Raw genomic sequence first — 13,363 nt, forward strand, 5'->3', positions numbered from 1 at the left:
CGCACCGCGCTTTCGTCCACGGTTGTGGGAGAGGAAGCGGCGCGGAGACGGCCGAGACCGACCTATCCCGGAGGTGGCACGCGGTGCCTGTGACGATGCGCGACGTTGCCCGGCACGCCGGGGTGTCGGTCAAGACCGTCTCGAACGTGGTCAACGACTTCCCGCACGTGAGCCCGTCGACGAGGGAGCGGGTGCTGGCCTCGATCTCCGTGCTGGGCTACCGCATGAACTTCTCGGCGCGGAACCTGAGCCTGGGCCGGACCGGGATGATCACTCTCGCGGTGCCGGAACTGCGGCTGCCCTACTTCTCCGAGCTCTCCGACGAGGTGATCGTCGCGGCGGCCGAGCGCGGCTACACGGTGCTGGTCGAACGCACCGGCGGAGTGCGCGAGCGCGAGCTGGAGGCGCTGACCAGCGACCGCCGCCGGATGACCGACGGGCTGATCTTCTCGCCGCTGGGCCTGCGCCCCTCCGACGCACACCGGCTGGAGGTGGACTACCCGCTGGTGCTGCTGGGCGAGCGGGCGCTGCACGGCAGCGTGCACCACGTGGCGATGGGCAACGTCGCCGGCGCGCGGGCGGTCGCCGAGCACCTGCTGGAGCGCGGGCGCCGGCGCATCGCCGTCGTGGGCTCCTACGACACGCGCGGCGCCGGTGCCGGGTCCCTGCGGACGCAGGGGTTCACGCGGGCGCTCGCCGACGCCGGGATCGAGCACGATCCGCGGCGCACCGGCGAGGCACTGGAGTGGACGCGCACCACGGGGGCCGAGGCCATGCGCCGCGTGCTCGACCGGGGCGTCGGGGTGGACGCCGTCTACGGGCTCAACGACGTCCTCGCGCTGGGCGCGATGCGGGTGCTGTACGAGCGGGGGCTGCGGGTGCCCGAGGACGTCGCGGTCGCCGGGTTCGACGACATCGAGGAGGGCGGTTTCTCCTGCCCGAGCCTGACGACGGTGCAGCCCGGGCGGCCCGAGATCGCGCGTACCGCCGTATGGCTGCTGGTGGACCGCATCGCCCGCGGCGCGCCCGCGGGGCCGGGCGGCCGCGAGCTGGTCGTCGCACCCGAACTGGTCGTGCGCGAGTCGACCGGCGGCGTCGGCGAGCCGGCCTGAGCCTTCCGAGAAGGGACGGATCGGGGGATTGACCTCGGGCTGTCTCCGTGCTCCAATTTTCACCGGTGTAAATGTGTGTTCCACACCACAGTGCGCCGGCCGCCGCCTGCGGCGGGCGGGGGCGCGGTGCGGGACGCGCCTCGCACTCTCGGCGACCGCAACGGCCTGACGAGGGAGTACAGCTCATGCGGCAATCATCAGCCACCGGCGGGCGGGCCACCCGCCGCCGGACGACCTTCAGCCTGGCGGCGGCCCTGACGGGCACCGCCATGCTCGCCACGGCCTGCGGGGGCGGCTCGGAGACGGACGGACGGGTGACCCTGCGGTTCTCGTGGTGGGGCAGCGAGGAACGGGCGCAGATCACCAACAAGGCGGTCGACGCCTTCGAGAAGGCGAACCCGGACATCACGGTCGAGACGGAGTCGATCGACTTCGAGTCCTACTTCGACCGGCTGTCCACCTCGGTCGCGGCGGGCGACGAGCCCGACGTGATCACCATGGGCGGCGCCTATCCGCGCGAGTACGCCGAGCGCGGCGTCCTGCTCGACCTCGCCGAGGTCTCCGAGCAGCTGGACCTCGGCGCGCTCGACGAGAAAGCGCTGTCCAACGGCGAGTTCGACGGAAGCGCCTACGGCGTGCCGACGGGCGTGAACACGTTCGCGGTGGTCGCCAACCCGGCGGTGTTCGAGGAGGCCGGGGTCGAGCTCCCCGACGACGACGCATGGGGCTGGGAGGACTACGCCGAGATCGCCGGCGAGGTGTCCGAGGGCACCCCCGGCGACGTCTACGGCTCCGAGGACCCGACCCAGCCAGACACCCTGGACCTCTACGCCAACCAGCGCACCGGTCTGGGCCTCTACGCCCCCGGGGGCGGGGTCGCCGTCGAGCGGGGCACGGTGAACGACTGGTTCGAGCTGACCACCGCGCTGGAGGAGGCGGGCGCCACACCATCGGCCAGCATGACCGCCGAGCTCGCCGCCCAGGCGGCGCCCGAGCAGACCCTGATGGGCCGGGGCAAGGCGGGCATGAAGCTCGCCTGGTCCAACCAGCTCGCCGCCTTCCGCGAGGCCTCCGGCGACGACCTCGTGCTGCTGCGCGCACCCGGCGAGACCACCTCCGCCGAGGGCACCGGGATGTGGCTGCAGGCCTCGCAGCTCTACACGATCAGCAAGCGCAGCGAGCACCCCGAGGAGGCGGCCGCGCTCGTCGACTTCCTCGTCAACGACCCGCGCGCGGCCGACTTCATCAAGTCCGACCGCGGCATTCCGGCCAACCCCGAGATCCGGGAGCACCTGGAAGGCGACCTGAGCGAGAGCCAGAAGGTCGAGTTCGCGTTCGTCGACCGGATGAGCGGGCTGGTCGACGGCGACTTCGTCATCGGCCCCACGGGCTCGACCGAGTCGGTCGACCTGCTCCAGCGCACCCACGAGGCGGTGCTCTTCGGCCGGCAGTCGCCGTCCCAGGGCGCGAAGCAGTTCGTCACCGAGCTCAGCGATGCGGTCTCGTGACGCGGCCGGGGATCCGGTCGGCGGCCCGCCCGCGGACGCCGCCGACCGGATCGACCGGCACTCCCTCGTGGCGCGCCACCGGGTCGAGACGGCGGGAATCGATCCCGACTGCGCGCTGTCGGTCGGCAACGGCGAGCTGTGCATGACGGTCGACGCCACGGGCCTGCAGACGTTCCCCGAGCACTACCCGGTCGCCGATCCGGCCGGCGGCGCTCCGGGCACGCTGCTGGGCACCCAGTCCCAATGGGGCTGGCACAGCGCGCCGCCTCCCGAAGGCGCCGATCTCGCCCGGACGGTGCGCCCTTACCGCACCCCGCGAGGAGAGGTCGGCTACGTCGACTCGGGGCCGATCGACGGCTCCGACGACTCCGCGCTCGACGAGGGCGCCCGGTGGCTGCGCGCCAACCCCCACCGCCTGGACCTGGCACGCATCGGGCTGGTGCTGGCCGACGGCGGCGGCCACCGGGCCCCGCGGGCCGCGGAGCTGGCCGGATGCCGCCAGGTCCTGGACCTGTGGACCGGCGTGGTCGCCAGCTCGTTCTCCGCCGGCGACCGGTCGCTGCGCGTACGCACCGCCTGCCATCCCAGCGAGGACACCGTCGCCGTGCGCATCGAGCGCACCGCGGGCCCGCCCGGGATCGGCGTCCGCATCGCCTTCCCCTACGGGTCGCAGTCCTGGAGCGCCGCCGCCGACTGGTCGCGCCCCGATGCCCACACCAGCGACGTCGAGCCGCTGCCCGGCGGAGCCCTGGTGCGGCGGCGCTTCGACGGGCGGGGCGAGGCCCTCTACCGCGTGCGCGTGCGGACCTCGCCGGGGGCCGAGGTCACCGCTACCGGCGAGCACGAGGCGGTGGTGTCGACCGCGGCCGACGCGCTCGACGTGGCGGTGACCCTGGTCGGCGGCGACGGCGGCGACCCGCAGGGCGCGGCGGCCGCGGAGGTGTTCGCGGCGAGCCGGGAGCACTGGCCCCGGTTCTGGAGCCGCGGCGCGGCGCTCGACCTGGCGGGCAGCACCGATCCGCGCGCCGCCGAGCTGGAGCGCCGGACCGTCCTCTCGCAGTACCTCGCGGCGATCCAGTGCGCGGGCTCCCTCCCTCCGCAGGAGACCGGGCTGACCTGCAACAGCTGGCGCGGCAGGTTCCATCTGGAGATGCACTGGTGGCACGCGGCGCACTTCGCGCTGTGGGGCAGGCCCGACCTGCTGAACCGCAGTATGGGCTTCTACCGCAGCATCCTGCCGGCGGCGCAGCGCACGGCCGCCGCGCAGGGCTACCGGGGCGCGCGCTGGCCCAAGCAGGTCGGCCCCGACGGCCGCGAGAGCCCCAGCGGGATCGGCCCGTTCCTGCTCTGGCAGCAGCCGCACGTCATCCACTTCGCCGAACTGCTGCGGCGGGCGGGCGGCGCCGAGCCCGGTGAGCAGGCCGAGCTGGCCGACGTGGTCGAGCAGACCGCGCGCTTCATGGCCGACGTCGCCGAGCCCGCCGCCGACGGGTTCTCCCTGGGCCCGCCGCTGGTCCCGGCCCAGGAGTCCTACGCCGGCATCCGCGACCGCGCCCACGACCCGCCCTTCGAGCTGGCCTACTGGGCCTGGGCGCTGGGGGCGGCCCAGCGGTGGCGGACGTCGGCCGGGGCGGCGCCCGAGCCCTACTGGGACGAGGTGCGCACGCGGATGCGCCGCCCGCTGGTGCGCGGCGGCCGCTACGCCGCGATCGCCGTCGAGCCGTTCACGGTGCGCGCCGACCATCCGTCCATGGTCTACGCGCTCGGCGTCGTGCCCCCGTCCGGCGTCGTCGATCCCGAGACCGTACGGGCCACGCTGCACGACGTGCTTTCGGACTGGGACTGGGAGAGCACCTGGGGCTGGGACTACCCGGCGCTGGCCATGACGGCGACCCGGCTGGGCGAGCCGCACACGGCCGTCGACGCGCTGCTGCGCGACACCCCGAAGAACCGCTACCTGCCCAACGGCCACAACCGCCAGACCGCGAGCCTGCCGCTCTACCTGCCCGGAAACGGCGGGCTGCTGGCCGCCGTGGCGCTGATGGCCGGCGGGTTCGACGGCGACGGCGGCGTACACGCCCCCGGCTTCCCGCGCGACGGGACCTGGGCGGTGCGCCGGGAGGGCTTCGTGCGATCGCCCTGACAACGGCGCCCCCGGCACACCCGCGCCCGGCACCCGGACGCACACGACGCGACACCCGACGCGAAGGAGACACATGACCGAGATCCGCCGGTACGCCGTGGTCGGCACGGGGGCGCGCGCCCGGTTCTTCATCGCCGCGCTGGCCGGCACCTACGCCGGCTCCGCCGAAACGGCCGCCTGGTGCGAACCCAACCCGGCGCGGATGGACGCCGCCGACGCCCTCGTCGCCGAGCACCGGCCGGACGCGCCGGCGCCCGCCCGGTACGCGCCCTCGGAGCTGGAGCGCATGGTCGCAGACCGGCGGATCGACACCGTCGTGGTGACCAGCCCCGACTGGACCCACGCCGAGAACGCCGCCCGCGCCATGCGGGCCGGCGCCGACGTCGTGCTGGAGAAGCCGCTGACCACCTCGGTCGCGGGCTGCCGCGCGATCGCCGAGGCGGCGGCCGAGACGGGCCGCTCCCTGGTGCTGACGTTCAACTACCGCTACTCGCCGCGCAACGCCGCGCTGAAGGAGGTCCTCTCCTCGGGGCGCATCGGCGAGGTGACCTCGGTCCACTTCGAGTGGGCGCTGGACACCATGCACGGCGCCGACTACTTCCGCCGCTGGCACCGGGAGAAGGCGCGCTCGGCCGGGCTCTCCGTGCACAAGGCCGCCCACCACTTCGACCTGGTGAACTGGTGGCTGGCCGACGCGCCCGAGTGGGTCTTCGCGGGCGGCGGCCTGCGCTTCTACGGCGACGCCAACGCCCGCGCACGCGGGCTGGGCGAGCGCCCCGAGCGCGGGACGACCGACCCGCCCAGCACCGACCCCTTCGCCCTCGACCTGCGCGCCGACCCGGTCCTGCGCTCCCTGTACTGGGAGGCCGAGTCCCACGACGGCTACCTGCGCGACCGCGACGTGTTCTCGCCCGGCATCACGATCGAGGACAACGTGTCCGTGCTGGCCGGCTACCGCGGCGGCGCCCTGCTGACCTACTCGCTCAACGCGCACAGCCCGTGGGAGGGCTACCGCGTCTGCGTCAACGGCACGGCCGGGCGCGCCGAGCTCGACGTGGTCGAACGCAGCGCCGTGCTGCCCGGCGCCGACGGCCGGTACGTGCTCGACGCCAGCTCGGTCGCCGACACCGCCGACGGCGAGGCCCGCCGCCGGGGGGCGTGGCTGACCGTGCAGCGGCACTGGGAGAAGGCGCAGCCGGTGCCCATCGCCGACGACGGCGACGGCGGCCACGGCGGCGGCGACGCCCTGCTGCTGGAGGACGTGTTCGGCGTCGCCGCGCCCGACCCGCTGGGGCGGCGGGCCGGGCTCGGCGACGGGCTCTCCTCCGTCGCCGTCGGCTTGGCGGCCAACGCCTCGATGGAGTCGGGACTGCCGGTCCGCATCGCCGAGCTCGGGCTGCCCGAGCCGGCCGAGGCCTCCGGCGGCCCGTGGGGGCAGGCGTCGGGGAGGCACCATGTCGGCGATCGGTGAGCTCGCCGCCCTGCGGCGCACCAAAGCGGGCCGCGCCGGGACCAGCCCGGCCGAGCGCGGCGACAACCGGGCGGCGCTGGTGTTCCTCGCCCCGTGGTTCGTCGGCCTGGCGCTGATCACCGTCGGACCGATCACGGCGTCGCTGTACCTGTCGTTCACCGACTACAGCCTGTTGGACGCGCCCGAGTGGACCGGGCTGGAGAACTACCGGGCGATGGCCGAGGACCCGCGGCTGTTCACGTCGCTGCGGGTGACCTTCACCTACGTCTTCGTCTCCGTGCCGCTGCAACTGGCCGCTGCGCTGGGGCTCGCCCTGTTCCTCGACCGCGGGCTGCGCGGCCTGCCGATCTACCGCTCGGTGTTCTACCTGCCCTCGCTGCTGGGCGCCAGCGTGGCCGTCGCGATCCTGTGGCGGCGGATCTTCGGCAACACCGGGCTGATCAACCAGCTCCTGGCGCTGTTCGGGATCGACGGCCCCGGGTGGATCGCCCACCCCGACTACGCGCTGGGCACCCTCATCGTGTTCAACGTGTGGACCTTCGGCTCGCCGATGGTGATCTTCCTCGCCGGGCTGCGCCAGATCCCGCGGCACCTCTACGAGGCGTCGGCCATCGACGGCGCCGGGAAGCTGCGCCGGTTCCGCAGCGTCACGGTCCCGCTGCTGACGCCCATCATCTTCTTCAACCTGGTCCTGCAGACCATCTTCGCCTTCCAGGCGTTCACACAGGCCTTCGTCGTCAGCGGAGGCACCGGCGGGCCCATCGACTCGACGCTGTTCTACACGCTGTACCTCTACGAGGAAGGCTTCGCCAACCTGCACATGGGGTACGCGTCGGCGATGGCCTGGCTGCTGCTGGTGATCGTCGCGGGGCTCACCGCGGTCAACTTCCTCGTCTCGAAGTACTGGGTCTTCTACGATGACTGAACACGACCTGCTCGCCACCGACAGCCGGGCCGAGCGCCGCGGCCGGGCTCCGGCGCCCGGCGCGAACGGCCCCTCCTCCGGCGGGGTGCCGAGGCCGCGGGCCGCACTCCGCCGCGCCGACTGGCCCGGGGTGGTGCGGCGCACGGGCAAGCACGCGCTGCTGACCACCGTCGGGCTCGTGATGATCTACCCGCTGCTGTGGATGGCCGCGAGCTCCCTCAAACCCGACGCCCTGATCTTCCGCGACCCCTCGCTGATCCCCAGCGAGGTCGACCTGAGCAACTACACCCTCGGATGGACGGCGCTGGCCCACCCCTTCACCCACTACCTGCTGAACTCGCTGGTGGTGGTGGCCGGAGCCGTGCTGGGCAACCTGGTCTCGTGCTCGATGGCGGGCTACGCGTTCGCCCGGCTGAACTTCCGGGGCCGCAAGCTGTGGTTCGCCGTCATGCTGATGTCGATCATGCTGCCGATCCACGTGGTGATCGTGCCGCAGTACGTCCTGTTCTCCTCTCTGGACTGGATCAACACCTACCTGCCGCTGGTCGTGCCGAAGCTGCTGGCCACCGACGCGTTCTTCATCTTCCTGATGGTGCAGTTCTTCCGCGGGGTCCCGCGCGACCTGACCGAGGCGGCCCACATCGACGGCGCCGGCCACGCCCGGATCTTCCTGCAGGTCATGCTGCCGCTGTCCACCCCCGCCCTGGCCACCACGGCGATCTTCACCTTCATCTGGACCTGGAACGACTTCTTCAGTCAGCTCATCTTCCTCACCGACCCGGAGATGTACACGGTGCCCGTGGCCCTGCGGACGTTCGTCGACTCCACCTCCGACAGCTCGTGGGGCTCGCTGATGGCGATGTCGGTGGTCTCGCTGGTCCCGATCTTCGTGATCTTCCTGTTCGGTCAGCGGTACCTGGTCCGGGGCATCGCGACGACCGGCCTGAAGTAGGCCGCGGAGCGGAGGCGCTCCCGCCCGTGCGCACGCGCCGGGCGGGAGCGCGGCGCACCGGTCCGGGCGGCGCCGGGACGCGGGCGAACCGGCGGGCGCCTCCTGCCACACTTGGGGACGTGGGTACACGAGAGACTTCTGTTGAGCTGTTCCAGCGAGCCGGCGCCGTCGTCCCCGGTGCGGTGAACTCGCCCGTCCGCGCGTTCGGGGCGGTGGGGGGCACGCCGCCGTTCATGGCGTCGGGCGCGGGCCCCTACCTCACCGACGTCGACGGCAACACCTACGTCGACCTCGTCTGCTCCTGGGGTCCGCTGATCCTGGGGCATGCGCACCCCGCCGTCGTCGAGGCGCTGACCGAGGCCGCGGCCAAGGGGACCTCCTACGGCGCCCCCACCGCGGGCGAGGTCGAGCTGGCCGAGGAGATCGCCGCCCGCACCCCGGTCGAGCAGGTCCGGCTGGTCAACTCCGGCACCGAGGCGACCATGTCGGCGATCCGCCTGGCCCGCGCCGCCACCGGCCGCGGCAAGGTCGTCAAGTTCGCCGGCAACTACCACGGGCACGTCGACGCCCTCCTGGCCTCCGCCGGCTCGGGCGTGGCCACCTTCGCCCTGCCGGACTCGCCCGGTGTCACCGGCGCCAGTGCGGCCGACACCGTCGTGCTGCCCTACAACGACATCGCCGCCGTCGAACGGGTGTTCGCCGAGCAGGGTGAGGACATCGCCTGCGTGATCGCCGAAGCCTGCCCCGCCAACATGGGCGTCGTCCCGCCCCGCGACGGCTTCAACGCGCGGCTGAAGGAGATCGCCGCGGCCAACGGCGCGCTGCTGGTGCTGGACGAGGTGCTGACCGGGTTCCGCGTCAGCCGGTCCGGCTGGTACGGCCTGGAGGGCGTGGCCCCCGACCTGGTCACCTACGGCAAGGTCATGGGCGGCGGCCTTCCCGCGGCGGCCTTCGGCGGCCGCGCCGAGCTGATGGAGCTGCTCGCCCCGTCCGGACCCGTCTACCAGGCGGGCACGCTGTCGGGGAACCCGCTGGCCACCGCGGCCGGCCTGGCGACGCTGCGCAACGCCACCGACGACGTGTACGCGCGCATCGACGCCGCCGCCGACCAGGTCGCCTCCGCCGTGGAGCGCGAGCTGAGCGCGGCCGGGGTCGAGCACCGCGTCCAGCGCGGCGGCAGCCTGTTCACCGTCTTCTTCACCGGCGAGGAGGTCACCGACTTCGACGGCGCCCGCGCCCAGCACCTCGACAGGTTCGCCGCCTTCTTCCACGCGATGCTCGACCAGGGCGTCCACCTGCCGCCGGCCGCGTTCGAGGCCTGGTTCCTCTCGGCCGCGCACGACGAGACCGCCGTCGAGCGCATCGTCGGCGCGCTGCCCCGGGCGGCGCGGGCCGCCGCCGAGGTCTGAGCGGCGCAGCGACCGGCCCTCGACGGAACCGGGCCGCGGGTCCGGCGCCCCGGGCTCGCGGCGCGCCCGAGCGCCGAAGCGGCGCCCGCCCGCCGCCGCGCCGGGCGGCGACCCGCGGGGCCGGGCGCGGTGGGCGCCGGCCCGTTCGCGCTCGATAGATTGGTAGTGCGGCGCCGGCGCCGCCGTCGAGGTCGGCGACGCGCGTGCCGTCGGCACTCGGCACGCCGCCGCTCCGTAGCCGCCCGGCGGGCGGTCCGCGTCCCGGGCGAGCCGCGCGCCGCCCGGCGCAGTCCCACGACGATCGGAAGGGAATCGGTCCCCCGCACATGAGTACGACCACCGTTGTCCATCTCCTCAGGCACGGCGAAGTGCACAACCCGGACGGGATCCTCTACGGCCGGCTGCCGGAGTTCCACCTGAGCGAGAACGGCACGGACATGGCCGCACTGGCGGCCGAGTGGTTCACCGGGCGCGACATCGCCGCGCTGTACACCTCGCCGCTCGACCGCGCCAAGGAGACCGCCCGGCCGGTCGCCGACGAGTTCGGGGTGGGCGTCCGGCTCGACGAGCGCCTGATAGAGGCCGGCAACACCTTCCAGGGCATGACACTGTCGTCGCGCTCGGTCCGCGACGTGCAGGTGCTGCGCCGGCTCTACAACCCCTTCCGGCCCTCGTGGGGCGAGCCCTACGCGGGCATCGTGGCCCGCATGGTCGACGTCATCAAGGTGGTGCGCAAGGAGGCGTGGGGGCGCGAGGCGGTCTGCGTCAGCCACCAGCTTCCGATCTGGATGGCGCGGCGGGCGGCCGAGAAGAAGCGGCTCTGGCACCGCCCCGACCGCCGGCAGTGCAACCTGGCCAGCGTGACGTCGCTGACCTTCGAGGACCAGAAGCTGGTCAGCGTGGGCTACGCCGAGCCGGCCGCCGACCTCTACCGCCGCAGCGGCCCCCTGGTCCCGGGCGCCTGAGCCCGCGTCGGCGCCGCTTGGGGCGGCGCGCGGCTCGGCGCGGCTACGCCTGCGCGCGGTGCCGGCATCAGGGGCGGCGGCGGGGAATTCGGCGCCCCGCATCCGTGTTTCGGGCCGGGGGAACGGCCGACGAGGGCGGCCGGTGCGCCGACCGCGTTGTGCCAAGCGGTAGGCTGGTCTCTCGGGTGCGGCGTCCTTCATCGGAGCGCGGTCCCGCGCGCCCGTCACTGCGACGGATCCCGCCGCATTCTTCCGCCGGTTCCGCACGCGCGCTGCCTCATGTGCAGCGGGCGGGGCGGGCCGTCGTGTCATCTGGTCCGCTGGCGAGAGGTGAGCCGTATGGGTTCCGTCATCAAGAAGCGCCGCAAGCGCATGGCGAAGAAGAAGCACCGCAAGCTGCTGAAGAGGACCCGGGTCGCGCGCCGCAACAAGAAGTAGCCGGGACGTCAACCAGAGGTCGGTCTCTCCGCGGGCACCGGGCGCTGCGGCGGCGCGGTCGCCGCGGAGACCTCCTTCTCCCGGAGTGAAGTCCCCTCGGAAGCCCCCGTCAGAACCCCTGACCGGTCTTCCGGCGGCGCGGTCCCGGCTCCGGTGCCGGGTCGGCCGCTTTCCGGGGCCGCGCGGCGGCCCATGCGGCGGAGAACGCCGTGCCGGCCTGCCGAGACCGCGACGGTGGAAGCAGGAACCAGCGGGAACCCCCGAGGCAGTACCGCACCGGTCGGTACCGGCGCCGACCGGAGTCCACCGGCTTCAGCCGTGTGGACGAAGTCGATCGTGGAGGCGCGTCCAATGGGCCGCATCGTACTGGTAACAGGAGTCTCCCGCCATCTGGGAGCCCGAGTGGCCGAGGCCGTGGCCGCCGACCCCGGCGTCGACCGGGTCGTCGGTGTGGACGCGGCGCCTCCGCGCCATCCGCTGGGCGGGGTCGAGCACGTCTCAGCCGACCTGCACGGCGGCAGCATCGCGCAGACCGTCGTCGACTCCGGTGCCGACACGGTGCTCCACCTGGGGCTGACTCCCGCCGGGAGCGCTCCGGGTGGAGGATCGGCCACCGGCAACGGCAACATCCTGGGCACCATGCAGCTGCTGGCCGGCTGCCAGCGCTCGGAGTCGGTCGCCCGCCTGGTCGTGCGTTCCAGCGCCGCCGTCTACGGCCAGTCCGGCCACGACACGCTGCTGTGCACCGAGGAGGGCGAGGCGCGCAGCATGCCGCGCTCCGCCTACGCGCACAACGCCGCCGAGGTCGAGGAGCACACGGGCGCCCTCGCCCGGCGCCGCCCCGAGCTTTCGGTGGCGGTGCTGCGCTTCGCCAGCTTCATCGGCCCGTCCGTGGACACCCCCCTGACCCGCTACTTCGGGCTGCGGCTGGTGCCGACGGTCCGCGGCTACGACCCGCGCATGCAGTTCATCCACGAGGACGACGGCGTCGAGGCGGTGCACCGGATGGCGCTGAGCGCCAACGCCGGCGTGTTCAACGTGGCGGGGTCGGGATCCCTGCCGCTGTCGCAGTGCCTGCGGCGGGTGGGGCGGCGGCGCTTCGCCATGCCCGAGCGCGGTCTGCGCATGCTCGGCGGGCTGGCGCGGCGCGGCGAGTTCGACTACTCGCCCGACCAGCTCCGGCTGCTGTGCTCCGGCCGCGTGGTGGATGCGGGCAAGCTGGAGCGCGAGCTGGGCTGGTCCCCCGCCTACACCTCCAGCGAGGCGTTCGACGCCTACCTGAGCGAGCGCGGCGGGGGCCCGCGCCGGCACGGGGCGGCTCCTCCGCGCCGCCCGCACCGGACCCGTCCGGCGCTGGGGGCCTGAGCGCCGCGCACGCTCGGCCGGGCGCACACCCGTACCGCTCTCGCGCGCTGCGGCGCGGCGCCGCCGTCAGCGGCGTGTGCGGCGGCGCAGAACGGTCACTGCGACGCCTCCGGCCACCGCCCCGGTGAGCGCCGCGGGCACGCCTACGCGCAGGGCGGCGCGGTGCGTGCGGAACTCGTGCACCGGCCAGCCCGCCCCGAGCGCGTGGTCGCGCAGCGCGTCGTCGGGGTTGACCGCGTTGGGGCGGCCCACTGCAGCCAGCAGCGGGAGGTCGTTGCTGGAGTCGCTGTAGGCCGTGCAGTCGTCCAGGTCGACGCCCTCGCGGCGGGCGAGCGCCTCAGCGGCGGCCGCTTTGGCCGGGCCGTGCAGCAGGTCGCCGACCAGTCGGCCGGTGTAGACCCCGTCGACGGTCTCGGCCACCGTGCCCAATGCGCCGTCCAGTCCGAGCCTGCGCTTGATGATGTCGGCCAGCTCCACCGGCGTGGCGGTGACCAGCCACACGCGCTCGCCGCGAGCGAGGTGGCGGTGGACGAGGCGGCGGGTGCCCTCCCAGATGCGGCCGGCCATCGTGTCGTCGTAGATCTCCTCGCACAGTCCCACGAGGTCGTCGACGTCGTGGCCGGCGACGAAGGCCAGCGCGGCCTCGCGTGCGGCGTTGATCTGCTGGGGCTGCTCGGTTCCGCTGGCCCGGAAGAGCATCTGCCCCCACGCGAAGCGCAGGAGGTCGCGGGTCGTGAAGAGGTCGCGTGCGGCCAAGCCGCGGGCGAAGTGGTAGATCGACGCGCCCCGCATCAGGGTGTTGTCGACGTCGAAGAAGGCGATGGGCGCGCCGGTGCGGTCGGCGCCGGCAGCCGGATCCGCCGGCGCCGGGAGGCTCCGCGCCGCGCCGCTGCGGGCCTCGGCGGCGGCCGCCGAGGCCTCGCCGGCCAGGACGGCACGGCCGCGGTCGGCCCGACGGAGATAACGCCACATGCCTCCGAGCCTAAGACCCCTCCGCGCACGGCCGGACAACCCGGCGGATACCGCTCTGTGTCCGGTGAGGTAACTCACATGTCAAACCGCTGATTCAGTTCAA

The 13,363-nt window shown here is 73.8% G+C and carries 11 protein-coding genes; 10 read left to right on the forward strand and 1 reads right to left on the reverse strand.

Features of this window, described 5'->3' with window-relative positions; translation table 11 throughout:
* Positions 1-83: 83 nt before the first annotated feature.
* The 10 genes from ABD284_RS10480 to ABD284_RS10525 all read left to right on the forward strand — a co-directional run bounded on the left by ABD284_RS10480 (position 84) and on the right by ABD284_RS10525 (position 12,288).
* Positions 84-1,112 carry a LacI family DNA-binding transcriptional regulator gene (locus ABD284_RS10480; protein ID WP_344142539.1) on the forward strand — a complete coding sequence of 343 codons (1,029 nt, stop codon included), beginning with the start codon at positions 84-86 and terminating at the stop codon, positions 1,110-1,112.
* Between the two features lie 185 nt (positions 1,113-1,297).
* Positions 1,298-2,620 carry an ABC transporter substrate-binding protein gene (locus ABD284_RS10485; RefSeq protein WP_344142541.1) on the forward strand — a complete coding sequence of 441 codons (1,323 nt, stop codon included), beginning with the start codon at positions 1,298-1,300 and terminating at the stop codon, positions 2,618-2,620.
* Positions 2,607-4,763 (forward strand): hypothetical protein, encoded by a 2,157-nt coding sequence (locus tag ABD284_RS10490; RefSeq protein WP_344142542.1) that lies wholly within the window; start codon positions 2,607-2,609, stop codon positions 4,761-4,763. Before ABD284_RS10485 ends, ABD284_RS10490 begins: the two co-directional genes overlap by 14 nt.
* A gap of 73 nt (positions 4,764-4,836) precedes the next feature.
* On the forward strand, positions 4,837-6,234 hold the full coding sequence (locus tag ABD284_RS10495; RefSeq protein WP_344142543.1) for a Gfo/Idh/MocA family protein: 1,398 nt from the start codon (positions 4,837-4,839) through the stop codon (positions 6,232-6,234).
* On the forward strand, positions 6,218-7,159 hold the full coding sequence (locus tag ABD284_RS10500) for a carbohydrate ABC transporter permease (RefSeq protein WP_344142544.1): 942 nt from the start codon (positions 6,218-6,220) through the stop codon (positions 7,157-7,159). The genes ABD284_RS10495 and ABD284_RS10500 overlap by 17 nt, the downstream gene beginning before the upstream one ends.
* Complete coding sequence (locus tag ABD284_RS10505) at positions 7,152-8,111, forward strand: carbohydrate ABC transporter permease (RefSeq protein ID WP_344142545.1); 960 nt, start codon at positions 7,152-7,154, stop codon at positions 8,109-8,111. Before ABD284_RS10500 ends, ABD284_RS10505 begins: the two co-directional genes overlap by 8 nt.
* Before the next feature lie 119 nt (positions 8,112-8,230).
* Positions 8,231-9,520: a glutamate-1-semialdehyde 2,1-aminomutase gene (gene hemL, locus ABD284_RS10510; protein ID WP_344142546.1), complete on the forward strand. Its 1,290-nt coding sequence runs from the start codon at positions 8,231-8,233 to the stop codon at positions 9,518-9,520.
* A 326-nt stretch (positions 9,521-9,846) separates the two neighbouring features.
* Positions 9,847-10,485, forward strand: a complete 639-nt coding sequence (locus ABD284_RS10515) for a histidine phosphatase family protein (RefSeq protein WP_344142547.1) — start codon at positions 9,847-9,849, stop codon at positions 10,483-10,485.
* 339 nt (positions 10,486-10,824) lie between these two features.
* Positions 10,825-10,923: a 30S ribosomal protein bS22 gene (locus ABD284_RS10520; RefSeq protein WP_013155353.1), complete on the forward strand. Its 99-nt coding sequence runs from the start codon at positions 10,825-10,827 to the stop codon at positions 10,921-10,923.
* Positions 10,924-11,274: 351 nt separating this feature from the next.
* Positions 11,275-12,288 carry an NAD-dependent epimerase/dehydratase family protein gene (locus ABD284_RS10525; RefSeq protein ID WP_344142549.1) on the forward strand — a complete coding sequence of 338 codons (1,014 nt, stop codon included), beginning with the start codon at positions 11,275-11,277 and terminating at the stop codon, positions 12,286-12,288.
* Positions 12,289-12,354: 66 nt separating this feature from the next.
* Here the strand turns inward: ABD284_RS10525 and ABD284_RS10530 are convergent, their stop codons facing one another.
* On the reverse strand, positions 12,355-13,260 hold the full coding sequence (locus ABD284_RS10530) for an HAD family hydrolase (RefSeq protein WP_344142551.1): 906 nt from the start codon (positions 13,258-13,260) through the stop codon (positions 12,355-12,357).
* Between the last annotated feature and the right edge of the window lie 103 nt (positions 13,261-13,363).

The organism is Streptomonospora arabica, assembly GCF_039531585.1.
Classification (GTDB): Bacteria; Actinomycetota; Actinomycetes; order Streptosporangiales; family Streptosporangiaceae; genus Streptomonospora; species Streptomonospora halophila.

What these genes read in the sequence shown, in the direction of transcription:
- ABD284_RS10515 (WP_344142547.1), top strand. Translation starts at nt 9,847, where the DNA reads ATGAGTACGACCACCGTTGTCCATCTCCTCAGGCACGGCGAAGTGCAC.
- ABD284_RS10520 (WP_013155353.1), top strand. Translation starts at nt 10,825, where the DNA reads ATGGGTTCCGTCATCAAGAAGCGCCGCAAGCGCATGGCGAAGAAGAAG.
- ABD284_RS10505 (WP_344142545.1), top strand. Translation starts at nt 7,152, where the DNA reads ATGACTGAACACGACCTGCTCGCCACCGACAGCCGGGCCGAGCGCCGC.
- ABD284_RS10495 (WP_344142543.1), top strand. Translation starts at nt 4,837, where the DNA reads ATGACCGAGATCCGCCGGTACGCCGTGGTCGGCACGGGGGCGCGCGCC.
- ABD284_RS10530 (WP_344142551.1), bottom strand. Translation starts at nt 13,260, where the DNA reads ATGTGGCGTTATCTCCGTCGGGCCGACCGCGGCCGTGCCGTCCTGGCC.
- ABD284_RS10525 (WP_344142549.1), top strand. Translation starts at nt 11,275, where the DNA reads ATGGGCCGCATCGTACTGGTAACAGGAGTCTCCCGCCATCTGGGAGCC.
- ABD284_RS10490 (WP_344142542.1), top strand. Translation starts at nt 2,607, where the DNA reads ATGCGGTCTCGTGACGCGGCCGGGGATCCGGTCGGCGGCCCGCCCGCG.
- ABD284_RS10500 (WP_344142544.1), top strand. Translation starts at nt 6,218, where the DNA reads ATGTCGGCGATCGGTGAGCTCGCCGCCCTGCGGCGCACCAAAGCGGGC.
- ABD284_RS10485 (WP_344142541.1), top strand. Translation starts at nt 1,298, where the DNA reads ATGCGGCAATCATCAGCCACCGGCGGGCGGGCCACCCGCCGCCGGACG.